The sequence below is a fragment of the Bacillus cereus group sp. BfR-BA-01523 genome, assembly GCF_022662615.1.
GTDB classification, from domain to species: domain Bacteria; phylum Bacillota; class Bacilli; order Bacillales; family Bacillaceae_G; genus Bacillus_A; species Bacillus_A mycoides.
On the sequence record NZ_JAKUDX010000003.1, the window covers coordinates 371,470 to 393,931 of the forward strand.

The window sequence follows — 22,462 nt, forward strand, 5'->3', positions numbered from 1 at the left end:
ATAAAAAAAATCGAATAGATAGCTATTCATCTATTCGATCTTTCATCTGTTTTAATATTTTCTTTTCAAGTCTTGAAACTTGTACTTGCGAAATGCCTATGCGCTCCGCTACTTCTGATTGGGTTTGGTCTTTATAATAGCGCAAATACACAATTAGCCTTTCTCGTTCATCCAATTCTCTAATTGCTTCTTTTAAAGCAATTTTATCAAACCATTTCGTTTCCGATTGATCTGCAATTTGATCTAAAATAGTAATTGGATCTCCATCGTTTTCATACACAGTTTCATGTATCGACGAAGGAGCACGACTCGCTTCTTGCGCCAGGACAACTTCTTCCGGCGTTAGTTCAAGAGCCTCTGCTACCTCATTAATCGTTGGAGCCCTTCCAAATTCTTTCGAAAGCTCGTCTCTCATCTTTCGGACTTTGTTTCCTGTTTCTTTTAAAGATCTACTTACTTTCACTGATCCATCATCACGTAAAAATCGTTGTATTTCACCGATAATCATTGGAACTGCATATGTTGAAAATTTCACGTCGAAAGATAAATCAAATTTATCTACCGATTTTAAGAGCCCAATACATCCAATTTGAAATAAATCGTCTGGTTCGTATCCTCGATTAAGAAATCGCTGTACAACCGACCATACGAGACGCATATTACTTTGAACGATTGTATCTCTCGCTTGTTGATCTCCATCTTGACTTTTTTGAATTAACGCTTTTAGCTCGTGGTCCTTTAACTGAGGTTTCTTCTTCTCATTTCTGACCTCTATGTCCATTGGCTATTCTCCTTAATTGCATAGAGCGTTACTATTTGATAAGTATTTTGTCAAATGGATTGTTGTCCCGAAAGATTCGTTTGAAATAACTTCTACTTCATCCATAAAATTTTCCATGATAGTAAATCCCATTCCGGAACGCTCTAATTCAGGTTTAGTTGTAAAAAGGGGTTGTCTTGCTTCATCTAAGTTAAAGATACCAATCCCTTCATCTCGAATCGTGAGTTTCACCATCGCTTCTTCCAAAATCACTGAAATATAAACAACACCTTCTGCATTTCCTTCATACCCATGAATAATTGCATTTGTAACCGCTTCTGACACAACTGTTTTAATCTCTGTTAGTTCTTCCATCGTCGGGTCTAATTGCGCAATAAAAGCAGCTACCGTAACACGAGCGAATGATTCATTCTGACTTAACGCTGAAAATTGAAGGTTCATTTCATTTCTCATCTACGCCACCCCCAACGTAGCGAGCGCATGCGCTTCACTTTCTTCTAAACGAACAATTTTGAATAGACCTGACATTTCAAATAAACGTTTAACGGGCGGTGAAATTGCACAGACAACCATCTCTCCACCTAATCCCTTTACATGTTTATATCGGCCTAATATAACGCCTAAACCAGAACTATCCATAAATGTTAAGTTCTCTAGGCTCAAAACAATATGATGAACACCATGTGTCTCAATCATATCTGTGACTTTCGTTCGCAACTCTTCAGCAGTATGATGATCTAACTCGCCCTCTAGCCTCACACATAAGACGTCACGTTTTACTTCTAAATGCATGGAAAGACTCACACGATTTCCTCCTTATGCTCAAACTTTACTCATTAACATAAGATTTTCGTGATATAAAATCAGAATCCTTCCTACTGACAAAAGAAGAACTATTTCGTCATAAAGTGAAACCTTTCAGCAATTATTTCAGTAAATACGAACAGAAAAACATCAAAATTTCCGCCGCTATTTTGATGTTGAAAACATCCCAAAACTTCTTTTAAATAACTCCCACCAGCTCGCTGCCTCAACATCTTCTTTCGCTACAATTGTTTGTTTTAATAAAACATCTTTATCTCTTTTAATAACAAGTGTGCCAAGTGCATCACCTTTTTTAATCGGTGCCTTCACTTTCTTTTCAGCAATCACTTCTTGTTTAACTTTGTCCATATTTTCGCCCTTCTTCATAAGAAGAGACACATTGTCTGACGCAACTAAATCTACTTTTTCTTCCTTACCTTTTCCTACTTGTACAGTCTTAATTTTCTCACCACGTGTATATAATTTCTTTGTCATGTATTGTCCAAATGCATAATCAAGAAGCTTCGTTACTTGATTGTTCCGCTCTTTTGATGTAGGTGCTCCCATTACAACTGAAATAACACGCATACCATTCTTCTCAGCCGATGCCGTTAAACAATATTTCGCTTCTGTCGTAAAGCCTGTTTTCACTCCATCTACTCCAGGATAAAAACGTACTAGCTTATTCGTATTAACAAGCCAAAACTTCTTATCCGTATTTTCACGTAAATAGTCTTCATATTTACCTGTGTATTTTCGAATAAGTGGATACTTCATCAACTCTTTCGCCATAATAGCCATATCATTCGCTGTAGAATAATGATCTTTCGCTGGAAGACCTGTCGGATTTTGAAAATGTGTATTTTTCAATCCTAGATCTTTCGCTTTTTTGTTCATCATATTTACGAAACCTTCTTCTGAACCAGCGATATGCTCAGCTACTGCAACCGATGCATCATTTCCAGATGCAATTGCAATGCCCTTTAACATTTCATTTACAGTCATCTCTTCCCCAGGTTCTAAAAAGATTTGTGATCCGCCCATTGAAGCTGCGTGTTCACTCGCTCTAACTTTATCGTTTAGTTTTAGTTTTCCTTTTTCAACTTGTTCCATAATTAATAGCATTGTCATAATCTTTGTCATACTAGCAGGTGGTAACTTTTCATTCGGATTTTTATCAAACAAAACTTTACCTGTATCTTGCTCAATTACGATCGCTGACGACGCTTGTTCCGCTAACTTCGGCGTGGTTTCTTCTGTTTTTTCCTGCTTCGTTTTCTCAGATTGTGCGAAACTAACTGAAGTACCAGAAAGCAATAACATGAAACAAACAAGTATTCCAAAAACTCGCTTCATGACTAACCCTCCATTCTATATCAAACTTATTTTTTCCAATTTATACATTTTTAATACCATATTTTTCTATTATTTTCAGTTGACAAATAAATTCATTACCTATATTGTATTAAGTGTATTACACGTAGTAGTACACTTAATACTCATCAGGAAGGAGACATTGCTCTTGCATATTCAACTTGATCCAAGAAGCAACACTCCGATATGGGAACAAATTGTTCAAAATATAAAAGAGCTCGTACTAAAAAATATGTTAGCTCCAAGTGATAAACTTCCTTCTGTACGCGAACTTGCTTCTTTGCTCGTTATAAATCCAAATACAGTAAGTAAAGCTTATCAAGAATTAGAGCGACAAGGGATTATTGAAACATTACGAGGAAAAGGAACATTTGTAGCCCAATCGATTACCCCAACATTAGACGAAAGGAAAATCGCTATGGTTGAAAAGCAATTTCATCAATTATTACTAGAAGCCTCTTATCTTGGGATTACGAAAGATAAAATTCACGATTGGATAGATTCATACTATAAAGAGATTGGAGGAAATACAGATGTTGAAAGTGACAAACTTGAAGAAAACAATTGATAACCAAACGATTTTAGACGATGTTTCTTTCACATTACAAAAAGGTAGTATCGTCGGATTGCTCGGAAGAAATGGCGCAGGGAAAACAACTTTATTACGAACGATGGTCGGCATTTTAGACCCCGATGAAGGAACTGTTACATATGAGGATACAGATGTTCATATGCATCCTGAAATTAAACAAAAAGTTGTATACGTTCCAGATTCTACTAACATATTAAACGGATATACAGTGAAGGAAATCGTAAAGTTTTATAAAGCGGTTTATACAGCATTTGATGAACAATATTTTTATGAAATATTAGAACGTTTTAATTTACCAAACAAACGTATTCGTAGTTACTCAAAAGGAATGAAAGCACTGCTTGCGATCATTTTAGCTTTCGCTGCAAAAGCAGAATATGTCATTTTAGATGAACCGACAAACGGACTTGATCCTATCGTTAAAAGACAGATTCTACAATTTCTCGTTGAAGAAGTAGCAGAAAAAGAAATTACAATTTTCATCTCCACTCACCATTTAGATGAAGTTGAAAAAATTGCCGATACAATCATTATTTTAAAAGGACATACAGTAGATTCTATTACATCACTAGATGATGCAAAATCACGATTTGCCAAAATACAAGTTGCTTATGAACGTTCATTACCTCAAAAACTAGAAAACTTAAGCAATATTAAAATATTAAACCAAACAGGAAAAGTATATACAATCTTAATTGAGGAAAATGTGGCTACAACACTGGAGAAGTTTTATAAAGAGCAACCAATACTCATTGAAGAATTATCAATGTCACTTGAAGATGTCTTCGTTACGACACTTGAGGGGGATGGGTATGTTTCATAAGGCGTTGTGGATGTGGAATTGGAAGCGCGGGAAATATGCTGTACTACTGTTCTTCTTTAGTACATTTTATATTTTATCTGTCGGATACTATAAAGCAGCCGCAGCACAACTTACTACGTATTACGAATTACAAGAAAAAGGAAAGCACTATTATTATTTTTATTCCTTTTGGTCAGGGCAAAGTAATAGTTTTTGGTTAACTGTTCTTATCATTGCTTTAGCTTGTTTATTAATGGGATGGGAACGTAGTAACCAATCTAATAGCACACTTATGGCAATGCCTTTTAATAGAAAAGATATTTTCTTATCTAAATGGGCTTTTGGTTCATTTTGTATTGTAGGTTCATTACTTATAAATTGGATCCTTATGTATGTTATTTATAGAACAACATTCCATTTTGAATATCAATCATTTAGTCCATTCCATCGATACTTTCTTTATGCGATTGTTTCTTATGTTGCAGTATATACAGCTGCATTATGTATCGGTACTTTTACTGGAAGTGTTGTTTCACAGATTGTTTTTTGTATTCCGTGGCTACTAGCGGGGGTTACATTTACTACGTTATTATACACTTTCACAATAAACCATTTAAATGCTATAGATACTAGAAATACCAATTTATATAAACAGCTTTATGAAATCAATCAAAAAACGAATATAGTTGCACCAATTGATCACTTTTCTATCACTTATCAGTATGATCCAGAATCCCGTAAGAGTGAGAAAGATCCAACTACTTTAAGAGATCCAGCATCTCATGCGTATTATTCAGCCAAATCAATGTTAGTCCCCATTTTCTATACAATATTTTATTTACTACTTGGGACATATTTATATGCACGATCGCCAAATGAAAACGGTCAAAAGATATTTATTTTCCAAAAATATTTACGAATATGGATATGGGGAACGACACTATATTTCGCTTTACTTGGTGGCTATAAAATATACAGTTTAAATTTCTTGTTTAGTTACTATATTGGTATATTTGCCGCTGGAATCATCACATATTTTATATTATCACGCCTAACAAATTATAAAGTTTTTTAAAGGAGAGATCCTATGTTTCAAAAAGCACTATGGTTAAGAACGTATCAACAAAGTAAATATGTTGTATGGCTATTTTGGTTCGTCAGCTTCTATACTTTGTCATATAAATACTATATGGATTCTATTCAACAACAATACTTTCTAAAAGAAAATAAACAGTGGAACTATGTATATCATTACCGCTTTGATTTAACACTTATAGACCCTGTCATATTATTAGGTAGTGTACTTATCATTCTAGCTTGTACGTTAATTGGATGGGAAAGACAAAATAACTCTAGTGACTTGCTATGGTCTATGCCATTTAAACGGTCACACCTCTATATAACAAAGTGGTTGTTTGGAATCTGTAATATCGTTGCGATGATCGTTTTAAACTGGGGACTATTTGCTATTATGAAAAAGTTGACTTTTCATAATAAATATCAAGTATTTTCTCCATTTCATAGTTACTTTATATACATGTTAATTGTATTAATCGCTATTTATACACTTGCCTTATGTATAGGAACAATTGCCGGGAATATTATATCGCAAGGATTTCTTACTGCAGCTCTATTAATGTTCCCAGTGTTACTTCCATCACTTATTTCAGGAGTCATTGCTGTTCACTCAAATACTGAATTTCATAAGGACAATGGCAATATACAACGTCTTATGGAAAACATACGTATTTCTGGTCCAGCAGAAAATTTTCATATTAACTTTAGTTATGATCCACAAAGCGCTTATACCGATTCAGATGGAGTGCGTCACAACGAACCAAACTTTTCAAAAATCCCTTCAGCAAAAACATTAATTGGACCTATTGTAAATATAATTATTCTATTACCACTCGGTATATATTTATATGTTCGTTCAGCCAATGAGCGGAATGGTAGTTTCTTACTATATCCAAAGCTTCAAAAAACATTTATGGTCTGCGCTATTTTCTGTATTGGAATTAGCGGCGGTTTAATAATTGGCGGGACCCATTCGCTGCTTAATTTTTACGTTGGTTTATTCGGAACAAGCATAATTAGCTATTTTCTTCTATCTAAAATATTGAGATTGAAGGTCTCTTGGAATTTCAAATAAAATAACCTCCTCACTAAGAGGAGGTTATTTCACATTCTCTCTCCTATCTCCATACCCCCTCTCTTCTTTCATCCCAAACCCATCACCATTTTGTACAATTTGCTCTGTTGGTGCGACTACACTTTCAGCAATTTTCCATTCGCCGCGCTCTTTCACAAATACTTGCAGAAAATAGTTCATACCATTTAATTGATACGCATTTTCTTTTTTCACATTATAGTGCACCGCAATGTAGTGCACTTGAATATTTTCTTTCCCTGCTTTTGATACGTATTGCGATAATCTTGGAATGTACATTGATGCTTTCTTAAATGGTAATTGCTTCGCTTTAACGAGCGATGAACTTGTTACATTACGCAAAGTGTCCTGATTACGAACATTATCGCTATGATGAAATAATACTGCGTTTTGCATAGAACGAACCCATAATTTCGAATACAGGACAGTATTATCATTTTCAATGTACTTCACTTCTTTTTGCACCACTTGGATAGGGGTATCAGCGTACATGAATGTATGAAAGCAGAAAAAACTTCCAAGTAAAATGGTAAGTGCAGCAATATATTTCATAATCTTTCCTCCGATCTGTTTAATTAAAGTATCGGAGTTTCAAAATATTTTTATTCAAAAGAAAAAGGATAGGAAAGCTCTCGCTTCCTATCCTCATTTATTATAATACGCGGCCAAATAGTTCTAAAACCATTTCTATCTCTTGGTCGCTCCAACCTTTAAATTTCTCTTTATAATATTCTTTACGCACAGCTTCAAGCTTTTCAGTTACTTCTCTTCCGTTTTCAGTAATTTCTAAGTATACGATACGACGGTCCGAATTTGAACGTTTTCTTTCAACAAACCCTTTTCGCACGAGACGATCTGTTACAGCTGTAATATGACTGGAGGTTACGTTTACTTCACTCGCAATTTGCGAAGCCATCTGTGGACTTTTTAAAAATAACGCACGTAATACAGAGAATTCATTATATGGCATATGCTCTGAAAAACGTATATTAATATCATTTTGTAATAAACGTATCATCTTTCGAAATGATGCAGATAAATCTAAAATCAGTGTTTCTCTATTTTCGTTCACTAGCCTCGTCCCTTTTTTATCATATTTACACATATTATAATCTATAAATACCTATATTGTATATGCTTTCTTCCCTCAACATTCTCATTTATGTAACTTTTTTCATAAGATTTTCTTTTTTGTTCACACATATACATATAAAAAAGGATGGTGAGCATAAATGCAAAGTGGAATGAATCCGTATTTACATAATATCCGTACGACAAATACTGGTAAAGAAGCTACTATTACTGTACAAGGAGAAGGCATTATAAAGGCAAAACCAAATGTTGTCATATTAACACTGGGCATTCGAACAGATAGTAAAAATGTAAAACAGGCGCAAGAAGAAAATGCAGTGCAATCGAAACAATTGCTTGATGCACTCAAACAGCTAGGTATTGCCGATAAAGATATAGAAACCATTTCTTATACGATTACTCCTCAATACGAATATGTAAATGATAAAGCATTACTACAAGGCTACCGTGTGGAGCATTTGTATGAAATTACCGTTTTAAATGTGCAAAAAGCAGGGGAAGTATATGATATAGCCGTTACAAATGGGGCAAACGTAGCAAAAGGATTACGTTTTCGAATATCTCATCCAAATAAATATTATGAGCAAGCTCTCATTCAAGCTCTGCAACAAGCAGTAGACAAAGCTCGTACAATTGCGAGTACCTACAATTTAAATATTAATCCTGTTCCCCTCTCACTCGTTGAAGAATCTGCCCAATTACCACGGGAGATCGCATCATATGCTACTTTGCATGCGCAAGCAGCTCCGCCCATTCAATCAGGAGAACTAGAAATCATTTCATCTATCCGGGCAATTTTTACGTATTTATAAATAAACTCATTTATAAGTAACCGTTATCATTTTCGTTGTTGTAAAAACACGATGTTCTGATATAATAAAGGACGGTGAGCTCTTACATAAGAGATATCACGGGTGGGAGAGGGATATGAAAAAGAAGGTTTAACATGAAAGGAATACTTGAAAGAACATTTAAATTAGACTTACACCAAACATCACCAAAACAAGAAGTTTTAGCTGGAGTCACGTCATTTTTCACAATTGTTTATATTATGATTGTAAATGCGTCAATCTTATCAGATGCCGGCATTCCTCTTGAGGCAGGAATTTTGGCAACTGTTTTTAGTTCATTTGTCGGATGTCTACTCATGGCATTTTGGGCAAATGCACCTGCTATTCTTGTCCCTGGTATGGGTGTAAATGCATTCTTCACGTACACTGCTGTGCATACGCTCGGTTTAACTTGGCAAGAAGCATTGGCAGCTGTTTTTATCGCCGGTATTATTTTTGCAATTGCTGCTTTTACACCGATTGCTCGCGTGCTTTCGGTATCGATTCCAAAGTCATTAAAGGAAGCGATCACTGTCGGTATCGGGTTGTTTTTAGCTTTCATCGGCTTGCAAAAAGGTGGTTTAGTCGTTTCGCATCCTAATACTGCTGTTGCAATGGGAAAATTAAGTAGTCCTGTCGTTCTTGCCACACTACTTACTCTTATTGTCGCACTTGTACTATTTGCGCGTAACGTACGTGGAAGCTTTTTATGGACGATTGCAATTGGAACTGGTATTGCATGGCTGTTTGGTCTTGTTGATACGAGTCAAATGGGAAATAGTTCGTTTTCATTCGCTAATTATGGCGATGTGTTTGGAGCTATGTCATTTGGGAAACTTTCTTCCTTGCCATTTTGGATTGCAACATTCTCCTTAAGCATGGTGCTTATTTTTGAGAACATGGGACTTTTACATGGTTTATTAGAAGATGATCGTAAATTCCCACGTGCTTACCAAGCAAATGCAATTTCAGCAATGACATGTGGTCTATTTGGCACAAGCCCTACCGTTTCAACAGTAGAGAGTGCCGCAGGTATTACTGCAGGCGGAAAGACAGGTCTGACGTCTATCGTTACAGGGTTGTTATTCTTCGCATCACTGTTTGCGCTTCCGTTTGTCAAAATAATTCCTGACAGCGCCATTGCACCAATCTTAATTATTATTGGCGGTCTGATGATTACAAGCATTCAACAAATTCCTCTGAACGACTTTTCAGAAGGATTTCCAGCGTTTTTAATTATCGTTATGATCCCGCTCACATATAGTATCGCTGATGGCATTGCGTTCGGATTTATTGCTTATCCTATCTTGAAAGTTGCACTTGGAAAGCGTAAAGAAGTCGCACCGTCCATGTATATTATTACATGCTTATTCTTAGCCATGTTCGTATTACACGCTATTGGCTAAGAAAAAAACACCGAGGAAATCCTCGGTGTTTTTTTACTTAAACCAACCTTTTTTATAAAACCAAGCCATCATTCCGCCGCCAATTAATGCCATTAAAATTAAGCAAATAAAATAACTATACTTCCCGCCAAGCTCTGGCATATGTGCAAAGTTCATGCCGTATACCCCTGCAATAAATGTTAACGGCATGAAAATAGTTGAGAAAACAGTTAATGTTTTCATAATATTGTTCATATGGTGGGAATTCAACGAAAAGTAACTATCTCGAATATCTGCTGTTAATTCACGGCTCGCTTCAATCATCTCTGTCAGTTTAAGCAAATGATCATGTATATCTTTAAAATAAATTTCATGATCGCTTATACCGTAAAAACGTGTTGAATTTAATATACGATACAATAAATCACGCATCGGAATAATCGTACGCCTTAGCTTAGATAAATCTGCGCGAATATCAAATACTTCTTCTAGCACACTTCCTGCTGTCTCACCCGTTAAATTATCATCAATTGCATTTAAATGGTCTTCAATGTAATAAACAGGTGCGAAATAATCATCTACAATTTGGTCAATAATTGTATGTGCTACATGCAAAGGGCTCTTCTTAATACGTTTCTTTTCACCGAGCGTTTTCCATACTCTTTCAATCGCATTGTTATGAGAGAAATGGAAAGAGACTATATATCGATCACTAATAAATAAATCGATTTCATGCGGTTCTAATCCGTCTTCTCCGAATGCATGAAGAACTAAAAAGTTATATCCATCATAAAAATCTACCTTTGGTCTCTGTACATACTCTACACAATCTTCAATTGCAAGGGGATGGAACTTGAAGTGATCTTGTAAAATATATGTATACTCCTCTTTCGTTGGCTTATATAAATCAAGCCAATACCATATGATGTTCTCTTTTTTCGTTTCTTCTAGCGAAACATCATATAAAACTTCATTTTTTTTCGTTATTGCACAAATTCTAATCATAATTTCACCCATTACTATTATAAACAAAAAATAGTAAAAAAAGCCAAGGAGAAATCTCCTCAGCTTTTTTTATCCCGTTATTTGCGGGCAGTAAGACCCCTACCTCAAAATTCAGCGAAAGCAAAGAAGTTAGGTCTGGGTCGGGCTGCCCGTAAATGCCCGATTGGTGAAGGCTAATAATCAGTGGGGATAAAGCCCCCCACTGATTAAAGTTTCACTTTATTACTTCGTTACAATACCGTGTACTAAAGTTGGTGCATCTACGTGATCTTTAGCGATTTTCATGTTCTCATAAATTTTCGCTTTTACGTCTTCAACATTTTCGCGGTTTGCGTAAATTGTAACAAGAGAGTCACCTTTTTTCACGCTATCGCCTACTTTTTTGCGAAGCATTAGACCAACTGCTAAATCAATTTCAGACTCTTTCGTTGCACGCCCTGCTCCTAAAAGCATTGCTGCTGTTCCGATTTCATCTGCAACGATTTCCAATACGTAACCGTCTTCTTTCGCTTCCACTTCAATTTTAAATTGTGCTTGTGGCAATTTAGAAGGATCATCAACAACAGATGCATCGCCGCCTTGCGCGGATAAGAACGTTTTAAATGATTCTAGCGCTTTACCATTGTTCATTACTTCAATTAACTTTTCACGTGCATCTTCTAAAGATGAAGCTTGTCCAGCAAGGTACACCATCTGACTTCCAAGTGTTAAACATAACTCTTCTAAATCTTTTGGTCCCTTACCTTGTAATGTATCAATTGCTTCTTGTACTTCTAATGCATTACCAATTGCTTCACCAAGCGGCTGACTCATATCAGAAATAACCGCCATCGTATTACGACCAACGTTATTACCGATGCGTACCATTGCTTCTGCTAAACGCTTTGCATCTTCATCCGTTTTCATAAACGCGCCTGCTCCAGTTTTTACATCAAGAACAATTGCATCTGCACCAGCAGCAATTTTCTTACTCATAATTGAGCTAGCGATAAGAGGAATTGAATTTACTGTTGCAGTTACATCACGAAGCGCATATAACTTTTTATCAGCAGGTGTTAAGTTTCCACTTTGACCAATAACAGCGATTTTATTTTCATTTACAAGACGCATGAATTCATCATTTTCAATTTCCACATGGAATCCTGGTACTGCTTCTAATTTATCAATTGTACCACCCGTATGTCCTAGACCTCGTCCAGACATTTTCGCAACTGGTACACCTAAAGCAGCTACTAATGGACCTAATACAAGTGTCGTTGTATCACCAACTCCACCCGTTGAATGCTTATCTACTTTTACCCCTTCAATGGCTGATAAGTCAATTGTATCACCGCTATTTACCATTGCCATCGTTAAATCTGCACGTTCTTGATCATTCATATCTTGGAAGAAAATTGCCATTGCAAGTGAACTCATTTGATAATCTGGAATACTACCATTTGTGTATCCTTCAACGATAAAGTTAATTTCTTCTGTCGTTAATGCATGTCCATCACGTTTTTTTGCAATTAGGTCCACCATTCTCATTGTGAAGTCACCCCTTCATTTGTTTTACAATTGCTTTTACTAATGCTAAGAAATTAGCTTTAACACGTTCTGTCGTTTCAATTACTTCATCGTGGTGAAGTGGTTGATCTAAAATACCAGCTGCCATATTTGAAATACAAGAAATACCTAGTACTTTCATACCTGCATGACGAGCTACAATTACTTCTGGTACTGTTGACATACCAACTGCATCTCCGCCAAGTGTACGAAGCATACGAATTTCAGCAGGTGTTTCATATACAGGACCTGTCATTCCAACATATACACCTTCTTGTACTTTAATATTTAAATCTGCTGCAACTTGTTTCGCCATTTCGCGAAGTTCTGGCGTATATGATGTAGACATATCAGGGAAACGTACACCCATTTCAGAATCATTTGGTCCGATTAATGGGTTCGTACCCATGAAGTTAATATGGTCTGAAATTAACATAAGATCGCCTGGTTCAAATGATGTATTTACACCACCAGCTGCGTTCGTTACAACAACTGTTTCTACACCTAGTTCTTTCATAACACGAACTGGGAATGTTACTTTTTGCATATCGTATCCTTCGTAGAAATGGAAACGTCCTTGCATTGCTACTACTGTTACACCTTGAAGTGTACCGAATACAAGTTGACCTGCATGTCCTTCTACAGTTGAAACCGGGAATTCAGGGATTTCACTGTATGGTACTGTTACTGCGTTCTCGATTTCATCTGCTAATACACCTAGTCCAGATCCAAGGATTAGTCCTACTTGTGGTGTCTCTTGAAATTTCTCTTTTAAGTATGAAGCTGATTTTGTAATTAGTTCACGATTCATCTGTTTATCCCCCTATTTCTTTAGCTCATTTAAGAAGCTTGTTCCATGTTCTGGCATTTTAACATTAAAGTTTTCTGCTACAGTTGCACCAATATCAGCAAATGTTTGACGAAGTGATAACTCTTGTCCGCCTTCTTTCATGCTTGGGCTATATGCTAATAACGGTACATATTCACGTGTATGATCAGTACCAGGATGTACTGGATCATTACCATGGTCTGCTGTAATTAATAATAGATCATCTTCTTTTAGTTTTTCGAATACTTCTGGAAGACGTGCGTCATATTCTTGCAATGCTTCTCCGTACCCTTGTGGGTCACGACGATGACCAAATAAGGCATCAAAGTCAACTAAGTTTAAGAAGCTAATACCTGTAAAGTCCATATTTAATGTATCTACAAGCTTGTCCATTCCATCCATATTTGATTTCGTACGAAGTGATTCAGTTACACCTTCTCCATCATAAATGTCAGCAATTTTACCAATAGCAATTACATCATAATCGCTATCTTTAAGTTCATTCATTACTGTGCGACCAAATGGTTTTAACGCATAGTCATGACGATTTGGTGTACGTGTGAAGTTTCCTGGCTCTCCAACGAACGGACGAGCAATAACACGCCCTACCATATACTTCTCATCTAATGTTAATTCACGTGCGATTTTACAAATTTTATATAGCTCTTCAAGTGGTACTACTTCTTCATGAGCTGCGATCTGTAATACACTATCAGCAGAAGTGTAAACAATTAAAGAACCTGTTTCCATTTGTTCTTGACCAAGCTCAACAAGTACCTCTGTTCCAGAAGCTGGTTTATTACCGATAATTTTACGACCTGTCTTTTCTTCTAATTCATCAAGTAATTCTTTCGGGAATCCTTCAGGAAACACTTGGAATGGTGTATCAATGTAAAGGCCCATGATTTCCCAGTGACCTGTCATTGTATCTTTACCTGTAGACTTCTCTTGCATTTTTGTATAATATCCAAGCGGTTTCTCTACTTTAGAGATTCCTTTCATTTCACGAATATTACCAAGGCCTAATTTCACCATGTTTGGCATGTGTAATCCATTCATATGTTCAGCGATATGACCAATTGTATCAGAACCTAAATCACCAAACTGCTCAGCATCCGGTGCTTCACCGATTCCCACAGAGTCCATTACGACTAGGAAAATACGTTTATATTTATTCATAACTGCAACCTCCTATATGTTCAGTTCTACTTCTTGTAGTATGTTCAAAACGCTATAAAGTGAAACTGTTATCAATGGGAATTATCTTTCGTCCTCATTATTAAACAGTACTGCTTTAAATCATTCTCTAACTTTTTCGTTTTACTTTCAAACGAATAAAAAACATTTCTAGGTTTTTCCAAGTCAGATGTCAGACATCTGATATTGATATCATAACATGTTTACGCTTTCTTTTTAATACATTTTCGTAGAATTCCTCATTTTCTTTACCCTTCTATTGTAATCCATTCTGCAAAGAAGTGCTAATCATTTTATAACATATTTCCTAATATAAAAATAAAAAGCAGCTCTAAAGAGCTACTTTTTATTTTACTTCTACTGTTTCTTCTTTATGTTCATGTAGTTCACCTTTTCTTACATGAACTTTCACTTTATAAGCACCGTTCTCTTTGAAAGTATGTTTACTTTCATACTCCCCTTTATTCCCTTCTTTCGCCGGAATAAATTCGTGTTTTTCAACGCCGTCTTTCCAAATCTCAAGTTGTACTTCAGCACCAGTTAACGCTTCTTCTTTTTGTTTTAAATGAACCTTCATTGTTGACTCAGCATTTGCTTTAATATCACCAGCCATAAGATGTATCATCGTATCACTTTTATGATCCCCATGGCCTTCTTCTTTTTTCGCATCTTCTACTTTCGCATTCCCTACAGTAACTTTTTCTTCTGGCATAGTGTGCATATCACGTGCATTTGTATGAGGAATAATATGATATACTCCATCAGTTTCAAATGTTTTCTCTACTGCATAAACACCTTTTCCTTTATGCTTACCATCTAACATCTCGTGTTTCTCGTCGCCATCTTTCCAAATCTCAAACTTTACGTCATCAGCATCCGTTACTCTTTCTTTTCCTTGTGTAACAAGTGCTTGTACTTCTGTTTTTTCACCAGGTTTAATTTCTTTCGGATTCGTTTGAACCGCTACTTTTATAGCTTCAAGTTTCTTTTCTTTTTTCGGTTCTTCTTTGTTTGTATTACAGCCAGCCAATGCTAGCATCGCGATAAATAATGTAATAATAAGTTTTTTCATCTTCATTTCCTCCTTCATACTTTCCTTAGTATAGAGGAAATACATTGTAATATTCTAGTCTTCTGCTGAAAACAATGTACGAAATGTTTGTGAAGTTTCTGTGAAATGGTTCACTCTTCTTAATCTATGAAAAAAGAGCATAGTGACTATGCTCTCGGATGAAACTGTTTATATACATCTTTTAATCTAGTTTTTGAAACGTGCGTATAAATTTGTGTCGTCGAAATATCTGCATGTCCAAGCATTTCCTGTACAGCACGTAAGTCTGCCCCATTTTCTAATAGATGCGTAGCAAAAGAGTGACGCAACGTATGCGGTGTAAGCTCTTTTGCAATATTTGCTTCTTTCGCTAGCCGTTTTAAAATTTTCCAAAATCCCTGTCTCGATAATCGATTACCATGATGGTTTAAAAAGAGCGCATCTACTGCTTTTTTACCCATCAATTCTCTTCTTCCTTTTTCAATATACTTTTGAATCGCTTCTGTCGCTAAGCTTCCTAGTGGAATAATTCTTTCTTTGTTCCCTTTCCCGATACAGCGAACAAATCCCATCGTTAAGTGCACATCTTCTAAATTTAATGCAATTAATTCTGAAACACGAAGTCCTGTTGCATACAACAACTCTAACATTGCCTTATCACGAATCCCAAAAGCACTTGCCGTTTTCGGTGTTTGAAGCAATGCTTCCACTTCGTCGATTGATAATACTTTTGGTAATTTTCGTTCCCCTTGTGGCGTTTCAATATGTACCGATGGGTCATGCTCCACCGCTCGTTCACGAAGTAAAAATTGATGAAACGAACGAATCGATGCAATATGACGCGCCAATGTTTTTGAAGATTTCCCGTTTTCTTTTAAATGCTGCAAAAAGTTAACAATATGCAAGCGTGTCACTTCATGAAACGTCTTCGTTTGTTCTACATTTTGCAAATACTTCACATAGCTTTTTAAATCGCGTTCATAAGATACAACTGTATTTTTCGCTAAACCTTTTTCAACAATCATATAATGAATAAAATCTTTTAATTGATCTTCCAATCTACACTACTCCCCATTTTCATAGAAAAACATCATTCTATTTACGAAAGCATCCTTTTCCGGCTCCTCATTCCCTGATACTTTTTCTACAGTCTCTTCTTTTGGCTTTTCATAACGATGGTAACTTTCATATTCTTCATTTATCCATAGTATAGCGAAATAAAACAAAATCGTACAACTTGTAAATAATAAAAATACTTTCATCCCATCAAAAGTTAATTTTAAAGCTCGGCGCATTGTAAATTCCTCCAAAATATAAGTTATTACAACATATGCCAAGCTTTCACCAATTTATACCTTATTCAAATAAAAAACCTCTTCCTAGTTAAATAGGAAAAGGTTATTTTTCATCCGTTTCATTTTCTTGACAATTTTTACAAATCCCATGGAATGTTAAACGATGATCTTTCACCTTAAAGCTCCAGTCTCGTTCCACTTTATTCTCCACTTCACCAAGTAAATCTTCTTGTATTTCTTGTACAGCACCGCATTGTGTACAGATTAAATGATGATGGAAACGCTGTGCACCTTCTTGGCGTAAGTCATAACGCGAAACACCGTCTCCAAAGTTAATTTTATCGACAACTTTCAACTCAGACAATAACTCTAAAGTTCGATAAACGGTTGCTAATCCGATCTCTGGCGACTTTTCTTTTACAAGGAGGTATACATCTTCTGCGCTTAAATGATCTTCTTCATTTTCTAGCAGCACACGAACTGTTGCTTCACGTTGTGGTGTCAATTTATAGCTCGCTGCATGTAATTGCTTCTTAATTCGTTCAATTCTTTCTTCCATTCGGTACTACTCCCTCCTCGCCACTCTTACACCATTATATCAGAAGAAGGGCTCCTGTCAAAAGAAAAACAATAAAAACAAATTGATAATTATTCTCAAAAAGTATTTATTGTTTGTTAATAGCCTCCACAACTTCTTTCATTAAAACTGGTGATGCATACACTTCGACACTGGAAGCAATAGCTAATACCGCTCCAATCACGAGAAAAAAGCATGTATAGCGAATTAATAACGGTAATAGTGGCTCAGTTATTTTCCGAATAAATTGATGCCTAATCATGCGTAAGGAAAAACTTGCAGCAATTGTTGTCATTACGAGAAATACAGGAATTATAATTAAATTTTGTGGCAATACAGATACAAATGCTAATAATAGTCCATTCCATCCGTGCTGACTTACTAAAAAACCTACTGTAAATCCAACAACTACCCCTTTTAAAAATAGTAAGATAAAAATGAGCGGCAACCCAATAATTGAAATCCCCAAAATCCAAATAAAGCCGATATATTTTAATTGCGAAAAGTAACTTTCTCGGAACATTTCGCCTGCGACAGCAAATTCTCCTTTAGAAACTTGTCCAAAAAAACGCTGTAAATAAAATGATAAATCTTGCTTTTGGTTTATTTGTAAACTATTCACAAGAATCGCTCCAAATATTACTCCCATCAGTAATAAAACCGCATTAAATATATATAGTGAAGAATTTTCCTGTATGTGAGACATTACACGGTCTTGCCACGTTTTTCGCCACATTTTCCTTCCCTCCGTTCACACTCTTACTAAAAATGTATGAAAGAAAGAAAAAAAGTATGACGAATTAGCATTGAAATTCCGCTCTACTTTGCTAAACTAAAAAGTAGAGAATAGGAGGGATTTCTCTTGAAACCATTATTATTAGATTTTCCAACATTATTTCAAACTGAGCGCTTGCAAGTACGTAAGCCGTTTCCAGGTGATGGAACAGAGGTATATGAAGCAATCCAAGCTTCGCTAGAAGACTTATTACCATGGATGCCAATTACAGCTGAAACAGAAGAACGTGCTGAAGAAATTGTTCGCGAAGCTCACGGACAGTTTTTACTTCGTGAAACACTTGATTTCCACTTATACGATAAAGTATCTGGTACATTCATCGGAGCTATTACGCTCAAGCCTGAAAACTGGGATATTCCAAAGTTTTCACTTCACTTTTGGCTACATAGCGCTTATACAAAGCATGGCTATATGACAGAAGCCATTAAAGGTGCGATTCAATTTGCATTTGATAAACTAGGTGCTAGAAGAATTGAAATTCGTACTGATGCAACAAATATAAACGCATGTAACTTAGCAGAACGTCTAGAATTTATTTTAGAAGGTACAATGGAAAATGATTTCCTAGCACCCGATGGCAGCTTACGCGATGCACGTGTATATGCAAAAATCAACTAAAAACACTCGCCTTAGGCGAGTGTTTATTTTTGTAATTGTAAATATTGTACTGCAAACATCGTCTTAGCATCATGTATACGAAGGTCTTTCATAAGATCAATCGCTTCTTCTAATGACACTTCCATTAATTCCACAAATTCATCTTCATCTAAAGCTGCTTTATTTTCTTTTTGTTTTAATCCTGTCGCTTTATATACATATAGAATCTCATCTGCAAAACCAGGTGATGTATAGAAAGATGTAATAAGCTCCATATTTTCACATACATATCCTGTTTCTTCTTCTAATTCACGAACTGCTGTTACCTCTGGCTTTTCCCCAGGTTCTAACTTCCCAGCAGGAATTTCCACAATTGCCTTTTCGAGAGCTTTACGATACTGCTCAACGAGTACAATTTTCCCCTCATCAGTAATAGCAATAATAGCAACTGCCCCAGGGTGATTTACGATTTCACGTTTACTCATTTCTCCATTTGGTAATACTACATCATCAACACGAACTTTTATAACCCTACCATCAAAAATCGGTTCAGTTTTTACTGTTCTTTCTGCAAGATTACTCATACTACTTCATCTCCCTGTTCTATTTCCTAATCGTTCTTCATACATTTTACCACATTGAAAGGAGCGTGATAGAAATGAAAGTTTACATTTTACCAAATCGCGTCACTTTAGTCGGCAAAGCATGGCAAATTCGTCATAAGCTAAAACAATATGGAAAAGAGTATACAACTGTACAAGAGTGGATTACAGCAAATAAAAAGTAAACGTTTGTCAACCTCCTTCCCCTTTCGTACAATAAAGGTAAGGAGGTTGACCTATGAAAAAACGTCAATTAGGAAACTCAGATTTATATGTTACGGAAATTGGATTTGGCTGTATGTCTCTCGGTGCATCTGAGGCTGAAGCTATGCGTATTATCGATGAGGCAATCGATTTAGGAATTAATTTTTTTGATACAGCGGACTTATACGATTATGGATTAAATGAAGAATTTGTTGGAAAAGCTCTGAAAGGAAAACGCGACCAAATTGTTCTTACAACAAAGGTTGGAAATCGATGGACAGAAGAAAAAAACGGTTGGTCTTGGGATCCTTCTAAAGCTTATATAAAGACCGAAGTAAAAGAGAGTTTACGTAGACTTCAAACAGATTATATTGATTTATATCAACTGCATGGCGGGACGATTGAAGATCCTATAGATGAAACAGTTGAAGCCTTTGAAGAATTAAAAAAAGAAGGGATTATTCGTCATTATGGTATCTCTTCTATACGTCCAAATGTCATTCGTGAGTATGCAAAACGATCAAATATCGTTAGCATATTAATGGAATACAGCCTTTTAAATCGTCGCCCTGAAGAATGGTTCCCGTTTCTTAATGAACAGCAAATTAGCGTTATTGCTCGCGGACCACTTGCAAAAGGGATTTTAACTAACAATAATGCAAGAAAGATAGAAAGAGTAAAAGAAAAAGATTACCTCTCTTATTCTTACGATGAGTTATATTCGACACTCGCGAGTGTAAAAGAAATAATCGGGGAAAGCTCTTTAACAGGAACAGCTATTCAATATTGCTTACATAACGAAACTGTTGCAGCTGTTATACCTGGTGCAAGCTCTATTCAACAATTGCAAGAAAATATACAAGCTAGCCAACAGTTATCTTTAACAAAAGAAGAATATGTACAACTTCAAAAGATTGTTAAGTATGATTCATATGCTTTGCATCGCTAAAATATTGATACCGATAAAAGCAAAAGACTGCCCCCCAACACTAGGCGGCAGTCTTTTTTTATAACGTATCATATTTATCAGGATTCGTTCCTACATGTAAATTACGATTTAACGTATTAATTTGATCCATCTCTTCTTCAGTTAATGAGAAATCAAAAATAGTAAGGTTCTCTTTAATACGAGATGGCGTAACAGATTTAGGAATAGTCACAATCCCACTTTGAATATCCCACCTTAATATAACTTGTGCAGGTGACTTTTCATATTTTTTAGAAATAGCCTGAATAATTGGATGCTGGAATACTTCGCCGCCTCTCATTAAAGGACTCCATGCTTCCATTTGAATTTGCTCACCTTGACAGAAATCACGCAATTCAAATTGCGCTAACATCGGATGAAGTTCCACTTGGTTGACCATCGGCTTCACTTTACAATTTGGTAATAACAGTTCTAAATGATGTTTATGAAAATTAGAAACACCAATCGCGCGCACTTTACCTTCTTCATATAGCTTTTCTAAAGCACGGTACGTATCAACATACTTCCCTCTTATCGGCCAATGGATTAAATATAAATCTACATACTCCATTTGTAATTTCTTTAAACTTTTTTCAAACGCCTCGAGCGTCTCCTCGTACCCTTGATCGTCGTTCCAAACTTTTGTTGTAATAAACAAGTCTTCTCGCGGGATTCCAGATTCACGAACCGCTTCTCCGACACCGCTTTCATTTTCATATACAGTTGCTGTATCAATCGAACGGTATCCAACTTCTAACGCTGTTTTTACTGCTTGTTTAACTTCGTCGCCTTCTTTCGCTTTATAAACGCCTAGACCAATCATCGGCATTTTCACACCATTATGAAGTGTAGTTGTTGGAATATGCACAGTCTTTCTCCCTTTCATTGTTACATTTTTATAAACCACAACTTTATTTCAACAAGATTCATCCAAAAAGTCAAAACATACGTACAGTTTACATAATACTTTTATACACATTTAAAAAAATAAAGTGAACTCAGTCATTCACTTTATTTCCTTTCCATTCTTTCGCTTTTTCATCAACATTACGTATAAATTCATTTTTTCCTTCTGTATACAACGTGCCATCATATGTATATTTTTCAGCTAGTTCTTTCTTTAAAGTCGCATACGCTTCTGCTTCTTCACAATGAGCCATCATATAATCACGAAATGCTAAATGCCTTACTATCTCAGGATTTCCTTTTTCAAATACGTGTAAGTGATACGAGCGTTTTTCCTCAGTCCCATGAATAAAATAACGACGTCTTGAAATACCATTTTCCCCTTTTACGATGTAACCAAGCTCTTTAAAACGTTCATTCCAATGATCTACTCTGTCGATACTCTCTACTTCCATAATCATATCTATAATTGGTTTAGCTGCCAGTCCTGGCACTGACGTACTTCCAATATGATGGATTTTTACCGTTTCTGGCATCGCCGATTTTAATCTTTCGGCTTCCATTTGGAATTTCTCACTCCAATGATTTTCATACGGAACGACTACAATTTTCCTCATTCTAACTCCCCTTTTCTTACACACTCGTCAAAAAAATGATCAGCGGCATTTCACTGATCATCTTTTTATTATTTAAAGTCTTTCCAAGTAAGGCTACTTTCACTTAACAGTTCTTCAAATGATTTATTCTTTTCACGTTCTTTTTGTTCCTTACGCTTTCTTTCTTGTTCTGCTGCCTCTTTTTTCTCTTCTCTCACTTGCAACTCTTTTTTCTTATTCTTTAATTGTTGCATTAACGAATCGTTCAATTGATCACCTAGTGTAAGTGATTCTTTCTCTGGTTGATTCATTTGAGAGTGTTTTTGTGTTTGTCTTTGCTTCTTTTTCTTCATACTATTCACCTTTTACTTTTTTCTCCATTATAGAGGATACATGGCGAAATCGACAATAAAAAAGGTTCCCTACTCTATTATTTATCTTTTGTAAATATGTTAATTTTTCGAA

General features: G+C 35.8%; 28 protein-coding genes. 9 read left to right on the forward strand and 19 right to left on the reverse strand.

Annotation, left to right across the window (positions count from 1 at the left end):
* Positions 1-22: 22 nt before the first annotated feature.
* The 4 genes from sigF to dacF form a co-directional block, all read right to left on the reverse strand.
* Complete coding sequence (gene sigF / locus MR066_RS10225; RefSeq protein WP_002111619.1) at positions 23-781, reverse strand: RNA polymerase sporulation sigma factor SigF; 759 nt, start codon at positions 779-781, stop codon at positions 23-25.
* A gap of 12 nt (positions 782-793) precedes the next feature.
* Positions 794-1,234 (reverse strand): anti-sigma F factor, encoded by a 441-nt coding sequence (spoIIAB, locus tag MR066_RS10230; RefSeq protein ID WP_001243400.1) that lies wholly within the window; start codon positions 1,232-1,234, stop codon positions 794-796.
* Entirely contained in the window at positions 1,235-1,585 is a 351-nt protein-coding gene (gene spoIIAA / locus MR066_RS10235; protein WP_002088460.1) for an anti-sigma F factor antagonist, read from the reverse strand.
* 165 nt (positions 1,586-1,750) lie between these two features.
* Complete coding sequence (gene dacF, locus MR066_RS10240; protein ID WP_002088461.1) at positions 1,751-2,941, reverse strand: serine-type D-Ala-D-Ala carboxypeptidase DacF; 1,191 nt, start codon at positions 2,939-2,941, stop codon at positions 1,751-1,753.
* Positions 2,942-3,107: 166 nt separating this feature from the next.
* Between dacF and MR066_RS10245 the strand changes: the two genes are divergently transcribed.
* Genes MR066_RS10245 through MR066_RS10260 form a run of 4 tightly spaced genes read left to right on the forward strand, consistent with a single transcriptional unit; the run spans position 3,108 to position 6,505 of the window.
* On the forward strand, positions 3,108-3,527 hold the full coding sequence (locus tag MR066_RS10245) for a GntR family transcriptional regulator (RefSeq protein WP_002033900.1): 420 nt from the start codon (positions 3,108-3,110) through the stop codon (positions 3,525-3,527).
* Positions 3,493-4,374 (forward strand): ABC transporter ATP-binding protein, encoded by an 882-nt coding sequence (locus MR066_RS10250; protein ID WP_149190883.1) that lies wholly within the window; start codon positions 3,493-3,495, stop codon positions 4,372-4,374. Before MR066_RS10245 ends, MR066_RS10250 begins: the two co-directional genes overlap by 35 nt.
* Positions 4,364-5,428 (forward strand): ABC transporter permease, encoded by a 1,065-nt coding sequence (locus tag MR066_RS10255; protein ID WP_219303477.1) that lies wholly within the window; start codon positions 4,364-4,366, stop codon positions 5,426-5,428. Before MR066_RS10250 ends, MR066_RS10255 begins: the two co-directional genes overlap by 11 nt.
* Before the next feature lie 12 nt (positions 5,429-5,440).
* Positions 5,441-6,505: an ABC transporter permease subunit gene (locus MR066_RS10260; protein ID WP_242247011.1), complete on the forward strand. Its 1,065-nt coding sequence runs from the start codon at positions 5,441-5,443 to the stop codon at positions 6,503-6,505.
* A 24-nt stretch (positions 6,506-6,529) separates the two neighbouring features.
* Here MR066_RS10260 and MR066_RS10265 read toward each other — a convergent pair whose 3' ends face one another.
* Together MR066_RS10265 and MR066_RS10270 are read right to left on the reverse strand one after the other, a co-directional pair.
* The gene (locus MR066_RS10265; RefSeq protein WP_113937134.1) at positions 6,530-7,075 is read right to left on the reverse strand and encodes a hypothetical protein; all 546 of its coding nucleotides are present in this window, start codon (positions 7,073-7,075) and stop codon (positions 6,530-6,532) included.
* Between the two features lie 100 nt (positions 7,076-7,175).
* A complete protein-coding gene (locus MR066_RS10270; protein ID WP_242247013.1) occupies positions 7,176-7,595 on the reverse strand; it encodes a MarR family winged helix-turn-helix transcriptional regulator in 420 nt (139 codons plus the stop codon).
* Between the two features lie 160 nt (positions 7,596-7,755).
* On the opposite strand from MR066_RS10270, the gene MR066_RS10275 reads away from it, so the two are divergent.
* Positions 7,756-8,427, forward strand: a complete 672-nt coding sequence (locus tag MR066_RS10275) for an SIMPL domain-containing protein (protein WP_002138209.1) — start codon at positions 7,756-7,758, stop codon at positions 8,425-8,427.
* Positions 8,428-8,561: 134 nt separating this feature from the next.
* Positions 8,562-9,851, forward strand: coding sequence for an NCS2 family permease (locus MR066_RS10280; RefSeq protein WP_002033892.1), 1,290 nt, complete (start codon positions 8,562-8,564; stop codon positions 9,849-9,851).
* A 33-nt stretch (positions 9,852-9,884) separates the two neighbouring features.
* Here the strand turns inward: MR066_RS10280 and corA are convergent, their stop codons facing one another.
* The 9 genes from corA to spoIIM form a co-directional block, all read right to left on the reverse strand.
* Entirely contained in the window at positions 9,885-10,847 is a 963-nt protein-coding gene (gene corA, locus MR066_RS10285) for a magnesium/cobalt transporter CorA (protein WP_002067031.1), read from the reverse strand.
* A gap of 210 nt (positions 10,848-11,057) precedes the next feature.
* Positions 11,058-12,362, reverse strand: a complete 1,305-nt coding sequence (locus MR066_RS10290) for a pyrimidine-nucleoside phosphorylase (protein WP_242247015.1) — start codon at positions 12,360-12,362, stop codon at positions 11,058-11,060.
* A gap of 7 nt (positions 12,363-12,369) precedes the next feature.
* Positions 12,370-13,191 carry a purine-nucleoside phosphorylase gene (locus MR066_RS10295; protein ID WP_001078443.1) on the reverse strand — a complete coding sequence of 274 codons (822 nt, stop codon included), beginning with the start codon at positions 13,189-13,191 and terminating at the stop codon, positions 12,370-12,372.
* A gap of 12 nt (positions 13,192-13,203) precedes the next feature.
* Positions 13,204-14,388 (reverse strand): phosphopentomutase, encoded by a 1,185-nt coding sequence (gene deoB, locus MR066_RS10300; RefSeq protein WP_002014935.1) that lies wholly within the window; start codon positions 14,386-14,388, stop codon positions 13,204-13,206.
* Between the two features lie 364 nt (positions 14,389-14,752).
* Positions 14,753-15,478, reverse strand: a complete 726-nt coding sequence (locus tag MR066_RS10305) for a FixH family protein (RefSeq protein WP_061674471.1) — start codon at positions 15,476-15,478, stop codon at positions 14,753-14,755.
* Positions 15,479-15,624: 146 nt separating this feature from the next.
* The gene (xerD, locus tag MR066_RS10310) at positions 15,625-16,515 is read right to left on the reverse strand and encodes a site-specific tyrosine recombinase XerD (protein ID WP_002067028.1); all 891 of its coding nucleotides are present in this window, start codon (positions 16,513-16,515) and stop codon (positions 15,625-15,627) included.
* Positions 16,516-16,521: 6 nt separating this feature from the next.
* Positions 16,522-16,752, reverse strand: a complete 231-nt coding sequence (locus tag MR066_RS10315) for a YqzK family protein (protein WP_002088473.1) — start codon at positions 16,750-16,752, stop codon at positions 16,522-16,524.
* Positions 16,753-16,855: 103 nt separating this feature from the next.
* The gene (gene fur, locus MR066_RS10320; RefSeq protein WP_000392654.1) at positions 16,856-17,311 is read right to left on the reverse strand and encodes a ferric iron uptake transcriptional regulator; all 456 of its coding nucleotides are present in this window, start codon (positions 17,309-17,311) and stop codon (positions 16,856-16,858) included.
* A gap of 106 nt (positions 17,312-17,417) precedes the next feature.
* Positions 17,418-18,065, reverse strand: a complete 648-nt coding sequence (gene spoIIM / locus MR066_RS10325) for a stage II sporulation protein M (RefSeq protein WP_002014939.1) — start codon at positions 18,063-18,065, stop codon at positions 17,418-17,420.
* 126 nt (positions 18,066-18,191) lie between these two features.
* Between spoIIM and MR066_RS10330 the strand changes: the two genes are divergently transcribed.
* Positions 18,192-18,743: a GNAT family N-acetyltransferase gene (locus MR066_RS10330; RefSeq protein ID WP_002033881.1), complete on the forward strand. Its 552-nt coding sequence runs from the start codon at positions 18,192-18,194 to the stop codon at positions 18,741-18,743.
* 23 nt (positions 18,744-18,766) lie between these two features.
* On the opposite strand, the gene MR066_RS10335 is transcribed toward MR066_RS10330, so the two are convergent.
* Complete coding sequence (locus MR066_RS10335) at positions 18,767-19,306, reverse strand: NUDIX domain-containing protein (RefSeq protein WP_002014941.1); 540 nt, start codon at positions 19,304-19,306, stop codon at positions 18,767-18,769.
* 74 nt (positions 19,307-19,380) lie between these two features.
* Between MR066_RS10335 and mciZ the strand changes: the two genes are divergently transcribed.
* Both mciZ and MR066_RS10345 read left to right on the forward strand, forming a co-directional pair.
* Positions 19,381-19,509 carry a Z-ring formation inhibitor MciZ gene (gene mciZ, locus MR066_RS10340; RefSeq protein WP_000870295.1) on the forward strand — a complete coding sequence of 43 codons (129 nt, stop codon included), beginning with the start codon at positions 19,381-19,383 and terminating at the stop codon, positions 19,507-19,509.
* 53 nt (positions 19,510-19,562) lie between these two features.
* Complete coding sequence (locus MR066_RS10345) at positions 19,563-20,477, forward strand: aldo/keto reductase (protein WP_016096157.1); 915 nt, start codon at positions 19,563-19,565, stop codon at positions 20,475-20,477.
* Between the two features lie 58 nt (positions 20,478-20,535).
* Here the strand turns inward: MR066_RS10345 and MR066_RS10350 are convergent, their stop codons facing one another.
* The 3 genes from MR066_RS10350 to MR066_RS10360 all read right to left on the reverse strand — a co-directional run bounded on the left by MR066_RS10350 (position 20,536) and on the right by MR066_RS10360 (position 22,350).
* Positions 20,536-21,363, reverse strand: coding sequence for an aldo/keto reductase (locus MR066_RS10350; protein WP_002143047.1), 828 nt, complete (start codon positions 21,361-21,363; stop codon positions 20,536-20,538).
* Positions 21,364-21,493: 130 nt separating this feature from the next.
* Complete coding sequence (locus MR066_RS10355; protein ID WP_242247017.1) at positions 21,494-22,018, reverse strand: GrpB family protein; 525 nt, start codon at positions 22,016-22,018, stop codon at positions 21,494-21,496.
* A gap of 68 nt (positions 22,019-22,086) precedes the next feature.
* Positions 22,087-22,350 carry a YqkE family protein gene (locus MR066_RS10360; protein WP_242247019.1) on the reverse strand — a complete coding sequence of 88 codons (264 nt, stop codon included), beginning with the start codon at positions 22,348-22,350 and terminating at the stop codon, positions 22,087-22,089.
* Positions 22,351-22,462: the final 112 nt, after the last annotated feature.

Bases quoted from the DNA above. Each gene is read 5' to 3' on its own strand.
- fur (WP_000392654.1), bottom strand. From the start codon at position 17,311: ATGGAAGAAAGAATTGAACGAATTAAGAAGCAATTACATGCAGCGAGC.
- dacF (WP_002088461.1), bottom strand. From the start codon at position 2,941: ATGAAGCGAGTTTTTGGAATACTTGTTTGTTTCATGTTATTGCTTTCT.
- MR066_RS10250 (WP_149190883.1), top strand. From the start codon at position 3,493: ATGTTGAAAGTGACAAACTTGAAGAAAACAATTGATAACCAAACGATT.
- spoIIAB (WP_001243400.1), bottom strand. From the start codon at position 1,234: ATGAGAAATGAAATGAACCTTCAATTTTCAGCGTTAAGTCAGAATGAA.
- MR066_RS10315 (WP_002088473.1), bottom strand. From the start codon at position 16,752: ATGCGCCGAGCTTTAAAATTAACTTTTGATGGGATGAAAGTATTTTTA.
- MR066_RS10280 (WP_002033892.1), top strand. From the start codon at position 8,562: ATGAAAGGAATACTTGAAAGAACATTTAAATTAGACTTACACCAAACA.
- deoB (WP_002014935.1), bottom strand. From the start codon at position 14,388: ATGAATAAATATAAACGTATTTTCCTAGTCGTAATGGACTCTGTGGGA.
- sigF (WP_002111619.1), bottom strand. From the start codon at position 781: ATGGACATAGAGGTCAGAAATGAGAAGAAGAAACCTCAGTTAAAGGAC.
- MR066_RS10305 (WP_061674471.1), bottom strand. From the start codon at position 15,478: ATGAAAAAACTTATTATTACATTATTTATCGCGATGCTAGCATTGGCT.
- spoIIM (WP_002014939.1), bottom strand. From the start codon at position 18,065: ATGTGGCGAAAAACGTGGCAAGACCGTGTAATGTCTCACATACAGGAA.
- MR066_RS10290 (WP_242247015.1), bottom strand. From the start codon at position 12,362: ATGAGAATGGTGGACCTAATTGCAAAAAAACGTGATGGACATGCATTA.
- MR066_RS10335 (WP_002014941.1), bottom strand. From the start codon at position 19,306: ATGAGTAATCTTGCAGAAAGAACAGTAAAAACTGAACCGATTTTTGAT.
- MR066_RS10255 (WP_219303477.1), top strand. From the start codon at position 4,364: ATGTTTCATAAGGCGTTGTGGATGTGGAATTGGAAGCGCGGGAAATAT.
- MR066_RS10345 (WP_016096157.1), top strand. From the start codon at position 19,563: ATGAAAAAACGTCAATTAGGAAACTCAGATTTATATGTTACGGAAATT.
- MR066_RS10295 (WP_001078443.1), bottom strand. From the start codon at position 13,191: ATGAATCGTGAACTAATTACAAAATCAGCTTCATACTTAAAAGAGAAA.
- corA (WP_002067031.1), bottom strand. From the start codon at position 10,847: ATGGGTGAAATTATGATTAGAATTTGTGCAATAACGAAAAAAAATGAA.
- MR066_RS10265 (WP_113937134.1), bottom strand. From the start codon at position 7,075: ATGAAATATATTGCTGCACTTACCATTTTACTTGGAAGTTTTTTCTGC.
- MR066_RS10360 (WP_242247019.1), bottom strand. From the start codon at position 22,350: ATGAAGAAAAAGAAGCAAAGACAAACACAAAAACACTCTCAAATGAAT.
- MR066_RS10260 (WP_242247011.1), top strand. From the start codon at position 5,441: ATGTTTCAAAAAGCACTATGGTTAAGAACGTATCAACAAAGTAAATAT.
- MR066_RS10355 (WP_242247017.1), bottom strand. From the start codon at position 22,018: ATGAGGAAAATTGTAGTCGTTCCGTATGAAAATCATTGGAGTGAGAAA.
- mciZ (WP_000870295.1), top strand. From the start codon at position 19,381: ATGAAAGTTTACATTTTACCAAATCGCGTCACTTTAGTCGGCAAAGCA.
- MR066_RS10275 (WP_002138209.1), top strand. From the start codon at position 7,756: ATGCAAAGTGGAATGAATCCGTATTTACATAATATCCGTACGACAAAT.